This window comes from Pseudomonas lundensis (assembly GCF_002269125.1).
Classification (GTDB): Bacteria; Pseudomonadota; Gammaproteobacteria; order Pseudomonadales; family Pseudomonadaceae; genus Aquipseudomonas; species Aquipseudomonas lundensis_A.
This window is the reverse complement of sequence record NZ_NQKI01000003.1, coordinates 165,591-188,132: the sequence shown is the minus strand read 5'-3', so window position 1 is coordinate 188,132 and position 22,542 is coordinate 165,591. Positions and strand designations below refer to the sequence as shown.

At 57.5% G+C, this 22,542-nt stretch carries 17 protein-coding genes and 2 pseudogenes; 10 read left to right on the top strand and 9 right to left on the bottom strand.

All coding sequences use genetic code 11. From position 1 onward, the window contains the following. The 5 genes and pseudogenes from CJF39_RS23145 to CJF39_RS03870 all read left to right on the top strand — a co-directional run. A pseudogene (locus CJF39_RS23145) lies at positions 1-185 on the top strand (DUF3015 domain-containing protein); the annotation flags it as partial. Between the two features lie 75 nt (positions 186-260). Further along, positions 261-2,114, top strand: a complete 1,854-nt coding sequence (locus tag CJF39_RS03885; protein ID WP_094992228.1) for an Lnb N-terminal periplasmic domain-containing protein — start codon at positions 261-263, stop codon at positions 2,112-2,114. A 15-nt stretch (positions 2,115-2,129) separates the two neighbouring features. Continuing rightward, a complete protein-coding gene (locus CJF39_RS03880; RefSeq protein WP_094992227.1) occupies positions 2,130-2,429 on the top strand; it encodes a chorismate mutase in 300 nt (99 codons plus the stop codon). 96 nt (positions 2,430-2,525) lie between these two features. After that, the gene (locus CJF39_RS03875) at positions 2,526-2,885 is read left to right on the top strand and encodes a hypothetical protein (RefSeq protein WP_094992226.1); all 360 of its coding nucleotides are present in this window, start codon (positions 2,526-2,528) and stop codon (positions 2,883-2,885) included. 57 nt (positions 2,886-2,942) lie between these two features. Continuing rightward, positions 2,943-3,437: a GreA/GreB family elongation factor gene (locus CJF39_RS03870; protein WP_094992225.1), complete on the top strand. Its 495-nt coding sequence runs from the start codon at positions 2,943-2,945 to the stop codon at positions 3,435-3,437. Here CJF39_RS03870 and gdhA read toward each other — a convergent pair. Together gdhA and ettA are read right to left on the bottom strand one after the other, a co-directional pair. Then, positions 3,434-4,771, bottom strand: a complete 1,338-nt coding sequence (gene gdhA / locus CJF39_RS03865) for an NADP-specific glutamate dehydrogenase (protein ID WP_094992224.1) — start codon at positions 4,769-4,771, stop codon at positions 3,434-3,436. The two genes, CJF39_RS03870 and gdhA, sit on opposite strands and share 4 nt — an antisense overlap. Positions 4,772-5,032: 261 nt before the next feature. Continuing rightward, the gene (ettA, locus tag CJF39_RS03860; RefSeq protein WP_047273569.1) at positions 5,033-6,700 is read right to left on the bottom strand and encodes an energy-dependent translational throttle protein EttA; all 1,668 of its coding nucleotides are present in this window, start codon (positions 6,698-6,700) and stop codon (positions 5,033-5,035) included. 1,004 nt (positions 6,701-7,704) lie between these two features. On the opposite strand from ettA, the pseudogene CJF39_RS03855 reads away from it, so the two are divergent. Next, positions 7,705-10,854: pseudogene (locus tag CJF39_RS03855) on the top strand (EAL domain-containing protein); the annotation flags it as partial. Between the two features lie 131 nt (positions 10,855-10,985). Then, the gene (gene glyA, locus CJF39_RS03850) at positions 10,986-12,239 is read left to right on the top strand and encodes a serine hydroxymethyltransferase (protein WP_094992222.1); all 1,254 of its coding nucleotides are present in this window, start codon (positions 10,986-10,988) and stop codon (positions 12,237-12,239) included. 157 nt (positions 12,240-12,396) lie between these two features. Here glyA and yjiA read toward each other — a convergent pair whose 3' ends face one another. The 3 genes from yjiA to CJF39_RS03835 form a co-directional block, all read right to left on the bottom strand. Continuing rightward, positions 12,397-13,368, bottom strand: coding sequence for a GTPase (yjiA, locus tag CJF39_RS03845; protein WP_094992221.1), 972 nt, complete (start codon positions 13,366-13,368; stop codon positions 12,397-12,399). Positions 13,369-13,506: 138 nt separating this feature from the next. Then, positions 13,507-13,704: a YbdD/YjiX family protein gene (locus CJF39_RS03840; protein ID WP_010448516.1), complete on the bottom strand. Its 198-nt coding sequence runs from the start codon at positions 13,702-13,704 to the stop codon at positions 13,507-13,509. Positions 13,705-13,719: 15 nt separating this feature from the next. Next, a complete protein-coding gene (locus CJF39_RS03835) occupies positions 13,720-15,786 on the bottom strand; it encodes a carbon starvation CstA family protein (RefSeq protein ID WP_094992220.1) in 2,067 nt (688 codons plus the stop codon). A 169-nt stretch (positions 15,787-15,955) separates the two neighbouring features. Between CJF39_RS03835 and CJF39_RS03830 the strand changes: the two genes are divergently transcribed. Next, positions 15,956-16,327: a PilZ domain-containing protein gene (locus CJF39_RS03830; RefSeq protein WP_094992219.1), complete on the top strand. Its 372-nt coding sequence runs from the start codon at positions 15,956-15,958 to the stop codon at positions 16,325-16,327. A gap of 2 nt (positions 16,328-16,329) precedes the next feature. Here CJF39_RS03830 and radA read toward each other — a convergent pair whose 3' ends face one another. The 3 genes from radA to katB all read right to left on the bottom strand — a co-directional run bounded on the left by radA (position 16,330) and on the right by katB (position 19,856). Next, positions 16,330-17,697 (bottom strand): DNA repair protein RadA, encoded by a 1,368-nt coding sequence (gene radA / locus CJF39_RS03825; protein WP_047292009.1) that lies wholly within the window; start codon positions 17,695-17,697, stop codon positions 16,330-16,332. 45 nt (positions 17,698-17,742) lie between these two features. Next, a complete protein-coding gene (locus CJF39_RS03820; RefSeq protein ID WP_094992218.1) occupies positions 17,743-18,273 on the bottom strand; it encodes an ankyrin repeat domain-containing protein in 531 nt (176 codons plus the stop codon). A 65-nt stretch (positions 18,274-18,338) separates the two neighbouring features. After that, positions 18,339-19,856 carry a catalase KatB gene (gene katB / locus CJF39_RS03815; protein WP_432760229.1) on the bottom strand — a complete coding sequence of 506 codons (1,518 nt, stop codon included), beginning with the start codon at positions 19,854-19,856 and terminating at the stop codon, positions 18,339-18,341. Between the two features lie 306 nt (positions 19,857-20,162). On the opposite strand from katB, the gene mscL reads away from it, so the two are divergent. Then, positions 20,163-20,576: a large-conductance mechanosensitive channel protein MscL gene (mscL, locus tag CJF39_RS03810; protein ID WP_094992216.1), complete on the top strand. Its 414-nt coding sequence runs from the start codon at positions 20,163-20,165 to the stop codon at positions 20,574-20,576. A gap of 66 nt (positions 20,577-20,642) precedes the next feature. Here the strand turns inward: mscL and CJF39_RS03805 are convergent, their stop codons facing one another. Next, positions 20,643-21,419, bottom strand: coding sequence for a ferredoxin--NADP reductase (locus CJF39_RS03805; RefSeq protein WP_094992215.1), 777 nt, complete (start codon positions 21,417-21,419; stop codon positions 20,643-20,645). A gap of 403 nt (positions 21,420-21,822) precedes the next feature. Between CJF39_RS03805 and CJF39_RS03800 the strand changes: the two genes are divergently transcribed. Next, a complete protein-coding gene (locus CJF39_RS03800; RefSeq protein ID WP_094992214.1) occupies positions 21,823-22,539 on the top strand; it encodes an autoinducer binding domain-containing protein in 717 nt (238 codons plus the stop codon). Positions 22,540-22,542: the final 3 nt, after the last annotated feature.

The following is a 22,542-nucleotide window of genomic DNA, read 5'->3' as shown; positions in this document are numbered from 1 at the left end:
TCATCTGGCTCATAGGCGGCTCGGATCAGGTGGTCAGGCGTATTTCAGCACATTTGAAAACTTGTTCGGAGATTCCCCAGCAGATCTTCAGCAAAGCTGACGTGACCGCAGATGACGTTCACAACAACACCCTGGCCGTCCTGAAAAGTGATGCACGCCTGTCCAAATACGCCACTGCTGCGTAAATGAGACCTGCCCGCTCCTTTCGGAGCGGGTATTCTTCTGCTTCATTTCTATTTGTCTGACAACAGTTGCCCACCATGCTCAAACGCCTTGCCTATCTGGCGCTCTGTGCCTGCGCCCCGTTATATGCCGCGCCCCATATCGACAATCAACGTTTGCAGCAGTTGGCCAACGACCCTTTCTGGATTTCCCTCGGGCATTATGAAGCCCGCACACTCGGCGGCTGGCGCAGTTACGTCAGCGACGACAAATTCTTCATCGCACCCGACGGTGCCCAACACCCGGACGCCGAACTGCGCGCCACCGTCGAGGCGCTGTATTCACCGTTAAGCCTGGGGGACAAACACCCGCAGTGCGTGTACCCGGCCCGTACCCGCTGGCTCAAGGCCCAATTGAACCTGAACGACCTGCCGCCCGCCCCCTGCGCAGAGTTCACGCAATGGTTCAAAGACGTGGCCCCGCACAGCACCGTCATGATTTTCCCGGCGGCCTACCTCAACAGCCCGTCATCAATGTTCGGCCACACTTTGCTGCGCATCGATCAGGCAGACGTGCAAAGCAACAAGACCGCACTGCTGAGCTACGCGATCAACTTTGGCGCCTACATTGAAGGCTCCGACAACAGCATTCTGTACGCGTGGAAAGGACTGGCCGGTGGCTACCCGGGCCTGTTCGCGCTGGTGCCGTATCAGGAAAAACTCTCGGAATACCGCAGTCTCGAAAACCGTGACCTGTGGGAATACCGCCTGAACCTGACGCCCGTAGAAACCCGGCGCATGGTCGAACACGTGTGGGAGCTGAAACAGATCCAGTTCGATTACTTCTTCTTCGATGAAAACTGCTCTTATCGCCTGCTTGAGTTGCTGCAAGTAGCACGTCCGGGCCTGCAACTGACGACCCAGTTTCCCCTCACGGCGATCCCCACCGACACCGTGAAAGCCGTCAAGGAAGCCGGTTTGGTCGAGAGTATCGAATACCGGCCTTCCCGCGAACGTGAGCTGCTGGATCGCGCCAAGGTACTCGACCCCGAGGAGCAGCAATGGGTGCTGCAAGTCAGCGCCGACCAGAAACAATTGCAGAACCCGGACTTCAAGGCCCTGCCCAAAGCGCGTCAGGCGCTGATTATCGATGCGGCGTATCGCCTTGAACGTTACCGCGCCAACGGCCTGGAGCGGGACACCGACCGTTCGCAACGCAGCTTTGAACTGCTGCGGGCGATTAATCAAAATCCGGCCCCTGAACTGGACGTCGAAAAACCCGAGCTGCCAGAGAACGGCCACGAATCGCGTACCTGGCAATTGGGCGTCGGCAGCCGTGACGACAAGGCCTTTGCCGAATATGGCCTGCGCATGGCCTACCACGACCTCAATGACAACGCGCCGGGCTTCCCGCTGGGTGCGCAAATTGAAATCCTGCAGCTCAAACTGCGTCAGTACGAAGGCAACCACTGGCAAATCCAGCAGTTGGACCTGGCCAACATCCGCTCCCTTACCCCGCGCAATGACTTGCTCAAACCCTGGTCATGGCAAGTGGGTGGTGGGCTGGAGCGGGTACTCGGTAAACATGGCGATGAAACCCTCGTCACCCATGTCAACGGCGGCGCAGGTGGCACCTGGCAACTGGCTGACGACGTGCTGGGCTTCGCCCTCGGCACTGTGCGCGTGGAGCACAACAACGACTTTGCGGCTTTCGTATCACCAGCGGCGGGCTTTAACACCGGCCTGCTGTGGCGCAACCCGATCGGCAACCTGAGCCTGGAAGCCAAAGGCGATTACTTCACCAACGGAGAAATACGCCGCACCTTGAGCCTGAACCAACAATGGGAACTGTCGCGCAACCTTGGTTTACGCCTGACGGCTCAGCGCGAGTTCAGCCACTTGACCTCGCCAGTGAACGAAGTGATGTTGGAAGTGAAGTGGTATCACTACTGAAGGGAGCTTCACCACATGGCGATAACGTGCCAAAACCTGGAAGACGTACGGGCACACATCGACGAACTGGACCGCCAGATTGTCGGCTTGATCGCACAGCGCGGGGCGTATGTTTCGCAGGCCGCCCGGTTTAAAAAGGACAGCAACGCGGTCAAAGCCCCACAGCGTGTGGAGCAAGTTTTCCTCAAGGTCAGGGCATTGGCCGAGGAACTCGGTGCCAACCCCCACGTCACCGAGCAGGTGTACCGCGCCATGGTCGCGGCATTTATCCAGCAGGAGCTGGCTGAACACGCGACACTCGGGGGCTCAACCTGATCACTGACATCGCATTGACATCGGCTTGACGTCTCACTCACAGATCCCGGCCTACACTCACCTCATCAGCCGTTCAACGGTGCAATGAGGTGGGTTATGTGGCGCAGGTGTGTGGGGGTGGGGATGCTGATTGCAGTATTGGCCGGGTGTCAGACCACCCACCAGGACCTGCTGGCCAAAGGGTATCCACCCGCCTTTGCCGACGGCTTTGATGAGGGTTGCAGCAGCGGCCGACAAGCAGCAGGCGTGATAACGGGTGAATTCAAGAAAAACGTCCCGCGCTATTTGAATGATCCCACCTACGCTCAAGGCTGGGATGACGGCTTTCGTCAGTGTCAGGCCATGCGTGAAAGCGAGGACCGTGAGCAGTATCAAGAGCGCCATTGGGATCAACGCGAACGCGACTGGCAACACGAGAAGGATGTGGACGCGGCCCGGGCTCATCGCTCGCAATAATCTGAACCCTGACCGGCCCGCGAGCTCTTAACCTTATCGCCATAAGGGACAGTTGCCATGAGCCGCGCGTTTGTAAATGAAGACAGCGCCGCTGACCACGCCAATGCCCCCATTGAGCGTCAGGTCAGCAGCCAGCCCAATTACGTCACCGCCCGGGGTCTTGCTTTATTGCAAGCCAAAGTCAGCGAGCTACAGGCTCAGCATGCTCACGAAACCGCCAAAAGGGAGGATGCCGACAAGCAACGTCTGGCTGATCTCGACCGTGACTTGCGTTACTTCAATCAGCGCTTGCTGAGTGCGCAGGTCGCCGCCCCGGCCACGTCCACAGAAAAAGTGCAGATCGGCAGCAGGGTGACGTTCGTCGACGAACACGACAATGAGCAACAGGTGCAACTGGTGGGCGAAGATGAGGCCGATGCTACCCAGGGCTTGATCAATTGGGGATCGCCACTGGGCCGTGCGCTGTTGGGCGCAGGCCCCGGCGATGAAGTGCTATGGCTTCGACCTGCGGGGGATTTGCAGGTCGAAATCCTTCGCGTAGACCCGGCTTAAACCACGCCCTGCGCCAGCATGGCATCGGCCACTTTGACGAACCCGGCGATGTTGGCACCTTTGACGTAATTGATACGGCCGTTTTCTTCACCATAGTGAACGCACGCGTGGTGGATTGACTGCATGATGTTGTGCAACTTGCTGTCCACCTCACCCGCGGTCCAGAGCAAACGCATGGCGTTTTGCGACATTTCCAGACCACTCACGGCCACGCCGCCCGCATTGGAGGCTTTGCCCGGAGCGAACAGAATGCCCGCCTCGATAAACAGGTCCACCGCCTCCAGCGTGGTCGGCATGTTAGCGCCTTCGGCCACGCACACGCAGCCATTGCTCAGCAGCGCACGTGCCGCGTCGGCGTCCAGTTCATTTTGCGTAGCGCACGGCAAGGCGATGTCGCAGGTCAGGTTCCAGGGGTGCTGCCCGGCCAGGAACTCCAAGCCAAACTGGCTGGCCAATTCGCTGATACGCCCACGCTTGACGTTTTTAAGCGCCATCAGCGCATCCCACTGCTCGTCGTTCAATCCCGCTTCGCAGTAAAGAGTGCCTTCGGAATCAGACAACGAAATCACTTTGCCACCCAAGTCCATGACTTTACGCGCGGCGTACTGCGCCACGTTACCGGAACCCGAGATCGCCACACGCTTGCCATCAATGCGCTGGCCGCTGCGTTTAAGCATTTCCTGAGCAAAATACACGCAACCAAAACCGGTGGCTTCCGGGCGAATCAGGCTGCCGCCGTAGCTCATGCCTTTGCCGGTCAACACTGAGGTGAACTGGTTACTCAGGCGCTTGTACTGACCGAACAGGAAACCGATTTCACGGGCGCCGACACCAATGTCACCGGCGGGCACGTCCACGTCAGAACCGATGTGGCGGTACAGCTCGCTCATGAAGGCCTGACAGAAACGCATGACTTCAGCGTCGCTTTTGCCCTTGGGGTTGAAGTCTGAACCGCCTTTGCCGCCGCCCATAGGCAACGAGGTCAGGGAGTTTTTGAAGGTTTGTTCGAACGCCAGGAACTTCAACACGCCCAAGTTCACCGACGGGTGGAAGCGCAGGCCGCCTTTGTAAGGGCCAATCGCGCTGTTCATCTGAATACGGAAGCCGCGGTTGACCCGCACTTTGCCTTCGTCATCTACCCACGACACACGAAACACAATCGCCCGCTCAGGTTCGCATATACGTTCAAGAATCCCGGAAGTCAGGTAATGCGGATTGGCTTCTAGAAAAGGCCACAGGCTACGCAGGACTTCTTCCACCGCTTGGTGGAATTCTGGCTGGTCGGGGTCACGTTTTTTGAGGCGGGAAAGGAAGTGGTCGACGGATTCGATCATGGGCAAGTCTCGGCAAATTTATTGTCGTTAAACGGAGATTGGCCGGAACTTTATCAATTCATGTCGCACCGCGACAGCGCAAAATGTCGCATTTCTGAATTTAAATGGTGCTTTTATATAAATAGCGCTACTTTTTTTGTGTTTTGCGCACCAAAAAAGTGAATCTTGTACCCATTTCTGCACCAGCAATAGCCATTACGTACAGCCAAAACAGGCAAAAAAAACGGAGCCCCGTGGGGCTCCGCTTTTTGCAAACCGGCCTTACTGGGCCAGTTTTTTGTGACGCACACGGTGCGGCTGAGTAGCCGCCTCGCCTAGGCGCTTTTTGCGGTCAGCTTCGTACTCGGTGTAGTTGCCCTCAAAGAAGACTGCTTGAGAGTCATCTTCATACGCCAGGATGTGGGTCGCGACGCGGTCAAGGAACCACCGGTCGTGAGAGATCACAATGGCGGCGCCAGGGAAGTCCAGCAGCGCTTCTTCGAGCGAACGCAGGGTCTCAACGTCAAGGTCGTTGGACGGTTCGTCGAGCAGCAGCACGTTGGCGCCCTCTTTCAAGGTCAGGGCCAGGTGCAAGCGACCACGCTCACCACCGGACAGGTCCTTGACGAACTTCTGCTGATCGCCCCCTTTGAAGTTGAAACGCCCTACGTAAGTACGCGAAGGGATTTCATAGTTGCCGATACGGATGACATCGGAACCGTCAGAAATGGCCTGGAACACCGTTTTGCTACCGTCGAGGTCGTCGCGGCTCTGGTCAACGCATGCCAATTGCACGGTTTCACCGATTTCGATGCTGCCCGAATCCGGCTGCTCTTTGCCCATCAGCATGCGGAACAGGGTGGATTTACCCGCACCGTTACCACCGATCACGCCAACGATGGCGCCTTTTGGCATGGCGAACGACAGGTTGTCGATCAGCACGCGATCGCCGTAACCCTTGGAGACGTTCTTGAACTCGATAACCTTGTCACCCAGGCGCGGACCGGCCGGGATGTAGATTTCGTTGGTCTCGCTGCGCTTCTGGAATTCCTGCGATTGCAGTTCTTCAAAGCGTTGCAGACGGGCCTTGGATTTGGACTGACGCGCCTTGGCGCCTTTACGCACCCATTCCAGCTCGTCTTTCATGGCCTTCTCGTGGGCCGACTGCTGCTTGGATTCCTGGGCCAGACGATCGGACTTGGCTTCAAGCCAGCCCGAATAGTTGCCCTCGTAAGGAATGCCGGCGCCGCGGTCGAGTTCCAGAATCCAGCCCGCTACGTTGTCCAGGAAGTAACGGTCGTGCGTGATCGCAACCACGGTGCCCGGGAAGTCGTGCAGGAAGTGCTCCAGCCAGGCGACCGAGTCGGCATCCAGGTGGTTGGTCGGTTCGTCGAGCAGCAGCATGTCCGGGGCCGACAGCAGCAAGCGGCACAAGGCCACACGGCGCTTCTCACCACCCGACAGGTGTTCAACTTTCGCGTCCCAGGCTGGCAGGCGCAACGCGTCGGCGGCGACTTCCAGCTGGCGCTCAAGGTTGTGACCGTCGCCTGCCTGCAGGATGGCTTCGAGCTTGGCCTGTTCGGCGGCCAGCTTGTCGAAGTCGGCATCCGGGTCGGCGTATTCCGCGTAGACCTGGTCCAGACGCGCTTGCGCGTCCTTGATCACGCTCACGGCCTCTTCAACCACTTCGCGAACGGTTTTGCTCGGGTCCAGTTGCGGCTCTTGCGGCAAGTAGCCGATGTTCAAGTCCGGCATTGGACGGGCTTCGCCGTCGAACTCGGTGTCGACGCCAGCCATGATTTTCAACAGGGTGGATTTACCCGAACCGTTCAAACCGAGTACGCCGATCTTGGCGCCCGGGAAAAACGACAGGGAGATGTTTTTCAGGATTTCCCGCTTCGGCGGAACAACTTTGCTCAGCCGATGCATGGTGAAAACGTATTGAGCCATGGTGAACCTAGCGTCAGTGACAGGTGAATAAGGCGCGAGCAATGCACGGCTCAGGCCATAGCAGAAGGACAGGGATTGATCTGGGTCAATGCCTGCTCATGTAAAAAGCCTGAGTGTAGGAGCCCTTGTGCCCCCGCGTAACCGGCAAAGCTACCTGAATGCGCAGTGCAGGGCAAACCAGCGCCCACCAGGGGGCTGGCACTTTGCCACAGTCCAAGGCATGCTAGCCGCCCTTTGGGCGTCCCGCTTATAGTGCGTATCGCACCATTGCAGCCAAATCGCAGGATCACAGCTTGCCCAACGTCACACCGTCTAACCCCGCGCGTGCTCCAGGCCCATGGCTTGGCACCCCCGTGCGCGGCACGTTAAAAGGCGCGCTGGCCACGTTGGTCTTGCTATTGCTGGGCATGTTGTTCTGGCTGCTGATCGAGCAATTTCAGTCAACGGTCGAGCATCAGCGCCAATACAGCGCCGCTTATAGCGCCGACCTGGCGGATCACGTCAATGTGAGCATGGCCCTGCGGGCGGAGATGGCGCTTAATCTGCTGCCCGCCCAACAACCCCCCGGCACACTGCGCGAGTTACGCGCCCAGGTCAGCCGGATGCGTCAGTCGCTGCCGTCGTTGCAGAGCCTGGCCCTGCTCAGCCCGGAAGGCGAAGTGCTGCTCGACAGCGGCGGTATCAGCCCGGACGCGGCTTTTCTGCGTGACTGGGTCAAACACAATCAATCGCGCACGCGCACCGACAGTTATTACTTCAGCAACAACAGCGATGCCAGCACCCTTTATTTGCTGCTCGCCAAACCCGGTAGCCCGTCAGGCGGATACTGGTTACTGCGCCTGAGACCGGACATGTTGCACAGCCTGACCTTACAAACACGGCAGGCCGACCGGCCGCACTGGCTGATCGAAAATGCCCAGACCCACAAAGTACTGAATCACAGCACGGCCCCTGTCACGCCTGCCTCCACCCTCAGCTCGCAAGACGCGACCGATACGGTCGCGCTGTTGCCGCTGAGCCACAGCGACTGGCAACTGCGTGCGCTGTTCAACGAAGAGCGGGTGATTGGGCAACTGTTGCCCGGGCTTATCGGTAAATGCCTGCTCGGTCTGCTGTTTTCCCTGCTACCGGTGATCGCGCTAATTAACATGCGCCGCCGCCAGCGTCAGGCCCATGAAGGGCGCCGCCGCTATCACGACATTTTTGAAGGCACCGGGGTCGCCCTGTGCGTGCTTGACCTCTCCAGCCTGCCGGGCTTTCTGGAGCGCGAGCAGTTATATGACAGCACGGCGCTTAAACACTGGCTCAACAACAACCCCGTGCAACGCCAGCATTTGTGTGAGCAGTTACGCATCACGGAAGTCAATCAGGTGGCGTTGCAGTTGCTGGGCGTGGACTCGTGCGAAGGTGCCTGGGAAAAACTGATCAACGGTTGCCCGAACAACACCTCGGCCATTAGCTATCAAGTCATCGAGGCGGTGCTCAACCATCAACAGCAACTTGAGCTGGAAATCACCCTCGTCGACGCCCTGGGGCAGGACCAACATTTATGGCTGGTGCTGCGTCTGCCGCAAGATCGCAGCGATTTTCAGGCCGTGATCTTGAGCATCAGCGACATCACCAGCCGCAAGCTCATCGAACTGTCGCTGCAGGAGCGCGAGAGTTTCTGGTCAGATGTGGTGCGCACTGTGCCCGACCACCTGTATGTGCAGGACGTCATCAGCCAGCGGATGATTTTCAGCAACCACCACCTGGGCCACACCCTGGGGTACAACGCCACCGAACTGCAGCAAATGGGCACTTACTTCTGGGAACTGCTACTGCACCCCGAAGACGCCGAGCATTACCACCTGATGCGCAAGCAACAGCGCCATGGCGGCTACGCGCACCTGCTGCAATGCCATCTGCGTTTTCGTCACAGCAACGGCGTGTGGCGCCGCTTCGACATCCGCGCACAGGCACTGGCGCGGGACGCGTACGATCAGGTCACACGTATCGTGGGGGTGGCCAAGGACATCACAGACCAGATCGAAGCCAGCGAATCGTTACGCGACAGTGAACAACGCTACCGGATGCTGGCCGAAAGTATCAGTGATGTCATTTTCTCGACCAACAGTGCGCTGAAACTCAACTACGTCAGCCCCTCCGTTCACACCGTACTGGGCTTCGATACCGACTGGGTGTACAAGCACGGCTGGCAATCCACCATCGCCAACCCACAACAATTGGCGGGTGTTTACAGCTTGATTGAACGGGTCAGCCACGCGCTCGACAAACCGGACCAACTGGCCGCCCTGCGCACCGAACTCGATACTCAACTGTTCCTGTTCGATTGCCTGCGGGCCGACGGGCGCAAGATCCCGATTGAGCTGCGTCTGGTACTGGTGTGGGATGAGAACGATGCGTTCGAAGGCATCCTCGGGGTCGGCCGCGATATCAGTCAACAGCGCCGCGCGGAAAAAGACCTGCGCATGGCAGCCACGGTATTTGAACACTCGACCTCGGCCATCCTCATTACCGATCCGGCGGGTTATATCGTGCAGGCCAACGAGGCCTTCAGCCGGGTCAGCGGCTACGCCGTGTCGCAAGTGCTCGACCAATTGCCGAGCATGCTCACCGTCGATGAACAGCAACAAGCGCATTTGCACTACGTACTCAAGCAACTGCACCAGCACAACACGTGGGAAGGCGAAATCTGGCTCAAGCGCCTGAACGGCGAACACTATCCGGCGTGGGTCGGCATCACGGCGGTCTTCGATGACGAAGGCGATCTAGCCAGTTATGTGTGCTTCTTCAGCGACATCAGTGAGCGAAAGGCCAGTGAGCAGCGGATTCACCGCCTGGCCTATTACGACGCCCTGACCCACCTGCCGAACCGCACCTTGTTCCAGGACCGTCTGCATACCGCGCTGCAGCAGGCTGAGCGCAACAAGTCGTGGGTGGTGCTGATGTTCCTTGACCTCGACCGCTTCAAACCGATCAATGACTCGCTGGGCCACGCGGCGGGCGATCGCATGCTCAAAGACATGGCCATTCGCCTGCTCGCCTGCGTGGACAATGACGACACCGTGGCGCGCATGGGCGGCGATGAGTTCACCCTGTTGTTGCAACCCCGTGCGACCCGCGACATGGCACTCAACCGCGCCATCAGCGTGGCCGAGCAGATCCTCGCCAGCCTGGTGAAGCCGTTTGTGCTGGAGAGCCGCGAGTTCTTTGTCACGGCCAGTATCGGCATCGCCCTGAGCCCGCAGGACGGCAACGAACTCAGCCAGTTGATGAAGAACGCCGACACGGCGATGTACCACGCCAAGGAACGTGGCAAAAACAACTTCCAGTTCTATCAGGCAGACATGAACGCCAGCGCGCTGGAACGTCTGGAACTGGAAAGCGACCTGCGCCATGCACTGGAGCAGGAAGAGTTCATCCTCTATTACCAGCCGCAATTCAGCGGCGACGGCAAGCGCCTGACTGGCGTCGAAGCGTTGCTGCGCTGGAACCACCCGCGTCGTGGCCTGGTGCCGCCGGGCGACTTTATCCCGGTACTTGAGGAACTGGGGCTGGTGGTGGATGTGGGCGACTGGGTGCTGGCTGAATCGTGCCGTCAGCTCAAGCAATGGCACCAAGCCAAAGTGCGCGTGCCGAAAGTCTCGGTCAACATCTCGGCGCGGCAATTCTCCGACGGCCAGTTGGGCACGCGCATTGCCAATATCCTAAAGGAGACAGGCCTGCCCCCGGCCTGTCTGGAGCTGGAACTGACCGAGAGCATCCTGATGCGCGAAGTCAGCGAAGCGCTGCAAATCCTTGCCAGCCTGAAAAACCTCGGCCTGAGCATTGCCGTTGACGACTTCGGCACCGGGTACTCGTCGCTCAACTACCTCAAGCAGTTCCCCATCGATGTGCTGAAAATCGACCGCACCTTTGTCGACGGTCTGCCCGAAGGTGAACAGGACGCACAGATCGCCCGCGCCATCATCGCCATGGCCCACAGCCTGAACCTGGCCGTAATCGCTGAAGGCGTCGAAACCCACGAACAGCTGAACTTCCTGCGTGAACATGGCTGCGATGAAGTGCAGGGTTACCTGTTCGGGCGGCCCATGCCTGCGCGGCAATTTGAAGCACATTTCAGCCAGGAAGCCCTGCCAGTGTTCGAGTAAGGCTTCAAAAGCTCGCTAAAACCCCGTACCTGAAAGCCACTTGTCTGCCACATGATTGCCTTTCATATGCCAGATAAAACCCGTTGGGTTAGAATGCCCTCCTTTTCTGCCCCCGATCCTTGAGGACCGCCATGTTCAGCCGTGATTTGACACTTGCCAAGTTCGACGCCGACCTTTTTGCCGCCATGGAGCAAGAAGCTCAGCGCCAGGAAGAACACATTGAGCTGATCGCTTCGGAAAACTACACCAGCCCAGCGGTGATGGAAGCTCAAGGCTCGGTACTGACCAACAAATACGCCGAAGGTTATCCGGGCAAGCGTTACTACGGCGGCTGCGAATACGTCGACGTGGTTGAGCAACTGGCCATCGACCGCGCCAAAGAACTGTTCGGCGCCGATTACGCCAACGTTCAGCCGCACGCTGGCTCCCAGGCCAACAGCGCGGTGTACCTGGCGTTGCTGTCGGCCGGCGATACCATCCTGGGCATGAGCCTGGCCCATGGCGGTCACTTGACCCACGGCGCCACCGTTTCGTCCTCGGGCAAGCTGTACAACGCTATTCAATACGGCATCGACGCCAACGGCCTGATCGACTACGACGAAGTCGAGCGCCTGGCGGTTGAGCACAAGCCAAAAATGATCGTGGCCGGTTTCTCCGCTTACTCGCAGATCCTGGACTTCCCGCGCTTCCGTGCCATCGCTGACAAAGTCGGCGCTTACCTGTTCGTGGACATGGCGCACGTGGCCGGTCTGGTCGCAGCAGGCGTTTACCCGAACCCTGTGCCGTTTGCTGACGTAGTGACCACCACTACCCACAAAACCTTGCGCGGCCCACGCGGCGGCCTGATCCTGGCCAAAGCCAACCCCGAAATCGAGAAGAAGCTGAACTCCGCTGTTTTCCCGGGTTCGCAAGGCGGCCCGCTGGAACACGTGATCGCCGGTAAAGCAGTGTGCTTCAAAGAAGCCCTGCAACCGGAGTTCAAGGTTTACCAGCAACAAGTGGTGAAGAACGCCCAGGCCATGGCTTCGGTGTTCATTGAGCGCGGTTATGACGTGGTTTCGGGCGGTACTGAAAACCACCTGTTCCTGCTGTCGCTGATCAAGCAAGACATCTCGGGTAAAGACGCCGACGCCGCGCTGGGCAAAGCGTTCATCACCGTGAACAAAAACTCCGTGCCGAACGACCCGCGCTCTCCGTTCGTGACCTCGGGTCTGCGTTTCGGTACTCCGGCTGTGACCACCCGTGGCTTCAAGGTTGAAGAATGCCGCGAGCTGGCTACCTGGATCTGCGACATTCTGGACGACATCACCAACGAAGCCGTGATCGACGCTGTTCGCGAGAAAGTCAAAGCCATCTGCAAGAAGCTGCCGGTTTACGGCAACTGAGTGTAAATAGCTGAACAAAAAGCCCGGCTCTTGAGCCGGGCTTTTTTGTGGGCGCTGCATGCTGGGTTGCACAGTGCATCGCTTTACGCCCTGTCACTGCCTGATGCCGGGGCCACGCTGACAGTTTTGGTACGGGAAACGTGAGGCAAACGCCCTCTCACGCATTCCCGAGGCGAGCAAAACCCTCGCGAATCTCTTCCTCGGGGAGCGCATCGGCAATAAACACCATCACACTTTCGCGCGTCTCTCCCTCAGTCCATTCCGTGTCCCAATCAAAGCCATAGAGTTTCAAAACCCCTTGAAACACCAGGCGTCGCGCTTCGCCCGCAATATGGAGCACGCCTTTGTAACGCAGCAGTTGCTTGCCATGGTTTTCAAGCAGTTCATTCATGAATTCGCTCAGGCGATCGATGTCCAGCGGCTTGTCGGTGCGCAGCACCAGGCTGGAGATACGATCAATCGACGCTGCGGGCTGCACTGGCCGCAAACTCACCCCGCCGCCTAAATCGGCATTGAGGTTAAAACCGCGCACGTCCAGCAACTCGGCCAGATCGATTTTGCCGTGCTCAACCACGCGGATCGGCGCCCGACGGTTGATGCGGGTCAAGCGCTCGCTCAGGGCCTCGAAGGTGGCGTCGTCCACCAGGTCGCACTTACTCACAAGCAAGCGATCAGCAAAGCCGATCTGGGCCTGGGCGATGGTCTGGGTCAAATGAACATCCGCATGGGCTGCGTCTACCAAGGTGATGATGCCGTCCAGCAGGTAGCGTTCACGCAATTCTTCATCGATGAAAAAGGTTTGCGCCACGGGCGCCGGGTCGGCCAGACCGGTGCACTCAATGACCAACCGGTCAAAGGCAATCTCGCCGCTGTCCAGCCGCTCAAGCAGCAGGTAAAGGGCTTTGGTCAGGTCAGTGTGAATGGTGCAGCACACGCAGCCATTGGCCAGCGTCATGACTTGTACCGGCTCGTCGCCCAACAGTTGGGTGTCGATCCCGGCATCACTGAATTCGTTTTCGATCACAGCAATTTTAAGGCCGTGTTCGGCCTTGAGCAGGTAACGCAACAACGTGGTTTTGCCAGCCCCCAAGAAGCCGCTGAGGATGGTGACGGGGATGGGAGAGGACATGCAGTCTCCTTGACGATGGATGTGCAAAAACGACAACAGGAGCGAGCCTGTTCGCGAAAACAAGGGGCCATTCAACTCAATCGTTGACTGACACCCTGGCGTCACGAACAAGCCCGCTCCTGCACAAGGGCTAGCGGGTTAGCAACACTTAGGGCCACCCTTGCCGCCGTAACGGGCCTCCTGGCGTTCGCGGAAGAACGCCTCATAACTCATTACCGGCTTGTCCGGGTGTTTGGTTTGCATATGCTCGACGTACGTGTCGTAGTCAGGCATGCCGACCATCAGGCGCGCAGCCTGACCGAGGTATTTACCGAGGCGACTCAGGTCGTTGAACATGTTTGCAGCCCTCAGTCACTCTTGCGGCATGGCCTGGAATGGCGCTTCTTTGTCGGTACGTTCTTTGGTGCCCCAAGCGGCAATGCCGACTTTGAGCGCATAGAACAGGATGCTGAAGACCACGAACAGGAACAGCACGGTCAAACCCGCGTTGGTGTACGCGTTGATAATCACGTGTTGCATCTGGTCGATGTTTTTCGCCGGGGCGATCACTTGGCCGGCTTCCAGCGCTGTGCTGTATTTGTTCGCCAGCGCCAGGAAACCCACTGCCGGGTTGGCATCGAACAGCTTGATGAAGCCTGCGGTAGTGGTGCAGATCAGCAGCCAGACCGCTGGCAACATGGTCACCCAGATGTAACGCTGGCGCTTCATTTTGATCAGCACGACCGTGGCCAGCATCAACGCGATACCTGCCAGCATCTGGTTGGAGATACCAAACAGTGGCCACAAGGTGTTGATGCCGCCCAGCGGATCGATTACGCCCTGGTACAGCAGGTAACCCCACATCGCCACACAGCCGGCCGTGGCAATCAGGTTGGCAGGCCACGATTCCGTACGTTTGAGCGCGGGGACAAAGCTGCCGAGCAAGTCTTGCAGCATGAAACGTCCGGCACGTGTACCGGCATCGACTGCCGTCAGAATGAACAAGGCCTCAAACAAAATAGCGAAGTGATACCAGAACGCCATTGTATTTTCGCCGGGTAGCACGTGGTGCAGGATTTGCGCGATACCCACCGCGAGGGTCGGTGCACCGCCCGCACGTGCCAGGACAGTGGTTTCACCGATGTCCTTAGCCAGCGCCGTCAGTGCATCCGGGGTAATGGCAAACCCCCAGCTGGTGACAGTTTGTGCAACGCTGACAACATCCGACCCCACGATGGCAGCCGGGCTGTTCATGGCGAAGTACACACCCGGTTCGATGACCGAGGCGGCAACCATTGCCATGATGGCCACGAACGACTCCATCAACATGCCGCCATAACCGATGTAACGGGCGTTGGTTTCGTTATCCAGCAACTTGGGCGTAGTGCCCGACGAAATCAGCGCATGGAAACCCGAGACCGCACCGCAGGCAATGGTGATGAACAGGAAGGGGAACAGGCCACCTTTCCAGACCGGGCCATTGCCGTCGATGAATTGGGTAACCGCCGGCATTTTCAGCTCGGGCATGGTGATCAGGATGCCGATCGCCAAAGCCACGATAGTGCCAATTTTGAGGAAGGTGGACAGGTAATCGCGTGGAGCCAGCACCAGCCACACTGGTAACACCGCCGCTACAAAACCGTAGCCGATCAGCATCCAGGTGATTTGCACACCCGTGAAGGTGAACACGTGCGCCCACTCAGGATCGGCCGCAATCTGGCCCCCCAGCCAGATCGAGCCGAGCAGCAGGAGCACGCCGATGATGGAGATTTCACCGATGCGGCCCGGGCGGATATAGCGCATGTAAATGCCCATGAACATCGCAATCGGGATAGTGGCCATTACCGTGAACATGCCCCACGGGCTTTCGGCCAGGGCTTTGACCACGATCAGCGCCAGCACCGCGAGGATGATGATCATGATCAGGAAGCAGCCAAACAGCGCAATGGTGCCCGGCACCTTGCCCATTTCTTCGCGCACCATGTCGCCCAGCGAGCGGCCATTGCGACGCGTGGACATGAACAGCACCATGAAATCCTGCACCGCACCCGCAAGCACGACACCGGCAATCAGCCAGAGCGTGCCAGGCAGATACCCCATTTGCGCAGCCAATACCGGCCCGACCAAGGGGCCGGCGCCTGCGATGGCGGCAAAGTGGTGACCGAAAAGAATGTGTTTGTTGGTCGGTACATAGTCCAGACCGTCGTTGTTGACCACCGCAGGCGTTGCCCGGCTCGGGTCCAGCTGCATCACCCGGGTGGCGATAAACAAACTGTAGTAACGATAAGCAACCAGATAGATGGCAACCGCTGCCACCACGATCCACAAGGCGTTGATTGCCTCGCCCCGACGCAATGCCACGACGCCAAGGGCGCAGGCGCCTACAATTGCCAGCACCAGCCACGGGATGTGGCGGAGCAAGCTATTTTTATTATTCATTTTTATATTCCGGCCAGTTGGACAAGAAGGACTGCTTCCGGAGTTTAGCGCTCCCAGCACTAAAGACCACCCCCTGACGTTGGTCTAGAGCCTTCTTCGAAAGGTTTTTTTCATCACGGGCAATGGGTGGATCGGGTCTATAGTTCACCCATGCCCAGAGGGTTTGACCATGCCTGAACAGCCTGAAGAACGTCGGCGCTTTACCCGTATTGCCTTTGATGCCCAGACCCGGATCAGTCAGGGACCTTTGCACTGGTCAGTCAAACTGCTGGATGTGTCGCTCAAAGGGTTGCTGATTGAGAAGCCGCAGGACTGGCGCCCCGCCCCAGCCCCTGAATTTACCGCCGACATCCACCTCAGCAATGAAACGCACATCATCGTGGTCGTGCACCTGGCCCACACCGAGGCCCACCAACTGGGTTTTGAATGCACCCGCATCGACTCCGAGTCGATCGGCAACCTGCGTCGATTGGTCGAACTGAATCTGGGCGATCAAGACTTGCTTCAGCGCGAGTTAAAAGCCTTGATCACAGATGAATAACGCTACTCAAACAGTGCATCCAGCGCCTGTTCAAGACGCGTGACGCCGATAATCTGCAAGCCCGGTGGCGACTCTTTCGGGGCATTGCCCTTGGGCACGATGGCGCGTTTGAAACCGTGCTTGGCCGCTTCTTTGAGGCGCTCCTGCCCGCTCGGCACCGGGCGCACTTCGCCAGACAGCCCGACTTCGCCAAATACCAGCAAGTCGTGAGGCAACGGCCGATTACGCAAACTCGACATCACCGCCGCCATCAAAGCCAGGTCAGATGCCGTTTCAAGCACTTTCACCCCGCCTACCACGTTGAGGAACACGTCTTGATCGTGGGTCGGGATGCCACCATGGCGATGCAAAACGGCCAGCAACATGGCCAACCGATTCTGGTCCAGACCCAATGTCACGCGCCGCGGGTTGGACATGTGGCTGTCGTCCACCAGCGCCTGCACTTCGACCAGCATCGGACGGGTGCCTTCCCATGTCGCCATGACCACACTGCCTGGCACTTCTTCCTGCGCGCGCGTCAGGAAAATCGCTGAAGGGTTGGACACTTCTTTCAGGCCTTTGTCGGTCATACCGAATACGCCCAATTCGTTGACGGCGCCAAAACGGTTTTTCACTGCGCGCAGCAGGCGCAAACGTCCATCGGATTCGCCTTCAAAGTACAACACGGTGTCGACCATGTGCTCCAGTACGCGCGGCCCGGCCAGCGCACCTTCTTTGGTCACGTGGCCGACAAGGAAAATCGCCGTGCCACTGGACTTGGCATACCGCACGAGCAACGCCGCGCTTTCACGCACTTGCGAAACGCCCCCCGGAGCCGATTGCAGTTGCTCGGTAAAGATGGTCTGGATCGAGTCAATCACCATGACTTTGGGCTTTTCGAGCTTGGCCGTGGCGATGATGCTCTCAATGCACGTCTCGGTCATCACCTTGAGACGGTCCTGCGGCAGCCCCAGGCGGCGGGCGCGCATGGCCACTTGCTGCTGGGATTCTTCCCCCGTGACATACAGCGCAGGCATGCGCGTAGCCATGTGACAGAGGGTTTGCAGAAGGATGGTGGATTTGCCGATACCCGGATCACCGCCAATCAACACCACGGAGCCATCGACCAGCCCGCCACCGAGCACGCGGTCCAGCTCCCCGGACGCCGTCGAAAAACGCGGAATCTCCTCAATGCTGACTTCAGCCAGGGTTTTGAGCTGGGCTTGCTGCCCGGTCCAGCCGGTACGGCCGCTCGGCGGTGCCGCAGACCCGCTCTCTACAACAGTTTCAACCAATGTGTTCCAGACACCGCACTCGGCGCACTGTCCGGCCCACTTGGGAAACGTTGCACCGCACTCGGTGCAGCCGTAAATGCGCTTGGGCTTGGCCATCTGAACTCCACGGAAAAAACGCGATGATAGCCCACTCGGCCAGGATCAGCGCGCCGCCGGCATGCGGATTTCGCCTCTGGCCAGCCGAGCGGCACTGTTGCCCAACGGATCTTCGGCATTCGGATCGGCGCCCTGACGGGTCAAATCGTTGAGCAATTCGACGCGTTTGAACAGGCCCGCGTACATAGCGGCAGTCTGGCCTGCATGGTTGCGCTGGTCCGGGTTGCAATCGGTAGCCAGCAACCGGCGGGCAATTTTCAGCTCGCCTTTAAAAATGGCGCCCATCAGGGCCGTGTTACCGCGTTTGTCTTGCACACAGGCATTGGCACCGGCAGCCAGTAAATGCTCAACGGCATCGGACTGACCGTGATACGCCGCCAGAATCAAGGCGCTGTAGCCTTTGCTGTCCTGAGTGTCGAGGGCGTACCCCGACTCAATGAAGGTATCGAGCATTGCCACATCGCCGCGCCGTGCAGCATCGAAGTAATAATCCTGAAGCTGTACGTGCATATCAGGTTCATCGGCCTGGGCGCAGACACTTATACACAGCAGCGCGAACGGTATAAAAAAACGCATGGTTGCGACCTCCCCGGAGGTAAACCCTGCAATCACTGCCGAGCAGCAATTACAGGGTGTGCGTATTAGTCCACCAGCTTGGCAGCCAGCGCCTTGACACGTGCCAGATCACCTTTGGCCACGTTGCTCACGCCGGTCCCGTACTCAGGGTCAGCCTTATAGAGGAAGGACAGAATGATGTGCTTGCTTTCATCGTCCGTTGTCGCCAACGAGCCGCCGAAGTTTTCAATCAGGTCCTGACGCTCTTTCTTGCTGAATGAGCGGTACAGGTCGCCCGCCTGCTTGAAGTTCTGCTCACGCACGATCTTCGCTTGCTGGGTCGTTCCCGACAGAGCCATCTCGCTGTAACGCGCGGCTTTTGGCTCTTCACGAGATTCCAGACGGCTAGGCTGGTAGTTCACACCTGAGGTGGAGTGACCGAGGTTCATCGCGCCATCCTGGTTGCCGTTGTTGACGGCTACACGGGGTGCGTTGATCGGTAATTGCAGGGCGTTCGCACCCAAACGGTACATTTGCGTGTCAGCGTAAGAGAACACTCGGCCTTGCAGTAGACGGTCCTCAGACGGTTCGATACCCGGCACCAGGTTGGCGGGCGCCATGGCAACCTGCTCGGTTTCCTGAAATACGTTGCCCGGGTTACGGTTCAACACCATCTGACCCACTTTGCGCTCCGGCACATTCGGCCAGATCTTGGTCGCATCCAGTGGGTCGAAATCAAAGGATTTCAGGTCTTCAGGCTTGAGGACCTGCACGTACAAGTCCCACTTGGGGAAGTCGCCTTTTTTGATGTGGGTGACCAGATCATTGCTCATGTGGCTGTAGTCTTTGCCCTGAACCTCGGTCACCTGTTTGGGATCAAGGTTTTTCTGCCCTTGCAGGCTTTTCCAGTGGAACTTCACATAGCGCACGTCGCCTTTGGCATTCACCAGTTTGTAAGCGTGCACACCGTTACCGTCCATTTCACGGTAACTGGCTGGCGTGCCCGAGTTGGAGTACAGCTCAGTCAGGGTGCGGGTCGCTTCCGGTACGTGGGAGAAGAAATCGAAACGCCGTGAGTCATCGTCCAAGTTGGTGCGCGGGTCAGGCTTGAAGGCATGCACCATGTCCGGGAACTTGATCGCATCACGGATAAAGAACGTCGGGAAGTTGTTGCCGACCAGGTCCCAGTTGCCGTCAGCGGTGTAGAACTTGGTCGCGAAACCGCGCGGATCGCGCAGGGTTTCGGGGGAGTGGTTGCCATGAACCACTGCCGAGAAACGCACAAATACCGGTGTAACTTCACCGCCAGCAAACACTTTGGCTTTGGTCAGATCGCTGAGGTCGTTGGTCACCGTAAATGTGCCGTGAGCGCCCGCGCCACGGGCGTGAACGACCCGCTCAGGGATGCGCTCACGGTCAAAGCGCTGGAGTTTTTGCAGCAGCTGGACGTCTTGCAGCAACACCGGGCCATTGGCCCCGGCTGTTTGCGAATTTTGGTTATCGCCTACGCCAGCACCGTTATCGCGGGTCAACGTGGCTGCATGGACAGAAGCCGATAACAGGCTGGCACTCACAACACACAGCAAGCGTCTGTGTGAAAACATTCCGAAGCCAAGGGAGGTGGTCATGCGTAGATCCTCTATTTATTAGGCGCACCAACGTGCACTGAGCCAAGGCTAGAGGTCTGCGGGGCAAATTCTAAATAGAAAGCGCTCAAGCCACCCATTAAGAAATAAGCCTGGAGTTGAGCGTCTGACTCGCGTATTGGCGGACGTTGAAGGTGGTTTGAAAACTAAAGAGGACTGAGCGTGTCGATAACGAAGGCGTAGCGCTAAACAGCCAGTCGGGCAAGATCCGCAAGGCTGATTTACACTGCGTTAACCAACCTCATCTGTAACAAGGAATAACCTATGGGCGTGATAAGTGAGTTCAAGGCCTTCGCGGTCAAAGGAAACGTGGTCGATATGGCCGTCGGTATTATCATCGGCGCCGCGTTTGGCAAAATCGTTTCATCCTTCGTCGGCGACGTGATCATGCCTCCCTTGGGTTTGTTAATCGGTGGCGTGGATTTCACCGACCTGGCCATAACGCTCAAAGCGGCTGCGGGTGATGCACCGGCGGTCGTGCTTGCCTACGGTAAATTCATCCAGAGCGTGATCGATTTCATCATCGTGGCGTTTGCCATCTTCATGGGCGTCAAGGCAATCAACCGCCTCAAGCGCGAAGAGGCCGTGGCCCCCAGTGCCCCTCCCGTTCCGACCAAAGAAGAAGAGTTGCTGGGTGAGATTCGTGACTTGCTCAAGCTGCAAAACAACCGCCCTTAAACCGGGCGTTAACACGAGCGGCGCCATCAGGCGCCGTTTTTATTTAAACGTTACGTGGTTTCAGGGTTACCAATAGTTCTCGACCGCTACTTGCCCCGGCTTGCGGGCCAAACTCAAGCGCATCTCTTTTTGTTTTAACAACGTGCGCACATCGTCAATCATTTGCGGATTGCCACATATCATCACCCGGGAATGCTCAGCCGTTAACGCTACACCCGCAACACGCTCTAACTCACCACTTCCAATAAGTGATGTCATTCGCTCATTTAATGCACCTGCCACTTTTTCACGCGTCACAACAGGCACATAGACAAACTTGTGCTCATGTTCAGCCAAGTAATCTCGCTGCATTAACTGTTGAATCAAGGGTTGATAAGCCAGCTCTTTTTTTTCACGCGCACTGTAAACAAGAATAACGCGCTCAAACTTCTCCCACACTTCAAAGTCCTGAAGGATTGATAAAAATGGCGCGACCCCTGTACCGGTTGCCAATAACCATAAGTCGCGGCCATCCACGAACCGATCAAGGGTTAAATAACCAAATGCCTGCCGATCCACCAGCAGGGTATCGCCCGCTTCCAGACGGCTCAGCTCACTGGTGAACTCGCCACCCGGGACCACAATGGAGAAAAATTCGAGGAAATCATCATGCGGCGAAGACACCATTGAGTACGCACGCCAGACCGTAGTGCCGTCAGCCTTGGTCACGCCCAGCCGGGCAAACTGGCCTGCCGTAAAGCGAAAACCCTTATCCCGCGTGGTGCGCAGGGTAAACAGGCTCGGGGTCAAAGGGCGAACTTCAAGCAGGGTTTGGCGGGTAAATTTCTCTGCGCTGGCAGTCATGGTGCACTCCATTGGCTCGTGCCCTAGTGTCGCGCAAAGTCGGCATCAGGAACACCGACGATTGGGAGGGCCTTTCGCCGCCTCTGTAACGTCCGTTTTAAATAAACACTTTAAATAGGGCGCACACCCAATATGCCACCTGCGCTTGATGCCTGTTCTTCGCCAGAAAAAACATTAATAAATGGCGTCAAAAATACGCTAGCTCGTACTCCCTATATTGGAACAGTTCTATCGTGCGGGCTCACCAGGTATCGCTTGTCGATACTGGTGCTTTTACACTAATTCACTGAATTAAACTTATTTAACAAACAAGACCAATAACTTTGAAATTTCCTACAAACCTCTACTACTATGAGGACGTCATGCAAACTGGATCACATAACCAGGGGCAAAGGATCTCCTCATGAAAACCCATCAAAGGCTTTATGAAAATCAGAGCAGTACCGACAAAAACGAACACCAACTCTTTGAGAGCACACTCAAAAGGATAGAAGAGTATGGTTTTGAATACTTTCTATTCCGATCGATCCCGCGCTTTGGAAATATCGCTACGCATAGCAAAACAATAACTAACTATCCAAAAGAGTTTATTGCACGTTATGAAAGCAATCATTATGTACAAAGAAACCCAATTATCATCCACTGTCAGCTGTCCATCGCCCCTCTGATCTGGGGCGAAGAGGTATTTCATGACACCCCCGAATTATGGGAAGGCACGCGTGCGTTTGGGTTAAACCATGGATGGTCACAATCGGTGCATGACAACAAGGGTGTTGTCAGTATTCTGAGCCTGGCCAGATCAAAAACACCGGTCACAGCCTTCGAATTTTCCGAAAAGGCCGCCCATGTGCTGTGGTTGTGCAACCAACTGCACACGTCTATGACCGCACGCTATTTGCCCAGGCAGGACGAGCCTCCCCCTCAAGCCATGCGACTTTCGGCACGTGAGTCCGAAGTCCTGAAGCGGACGGCGGAAGGCAAGACCGCGTTTGACATTGGCATGATCCTGAGCCTGACCACGCGCACGGTGAATTTCCATATCAGTAGTGCCATTCGCAAAATGGGTGCGAGCAATAAAACGTCAGCCGTGGTAATAGCGACAAAGTCGGGCTTGTTATAGCCA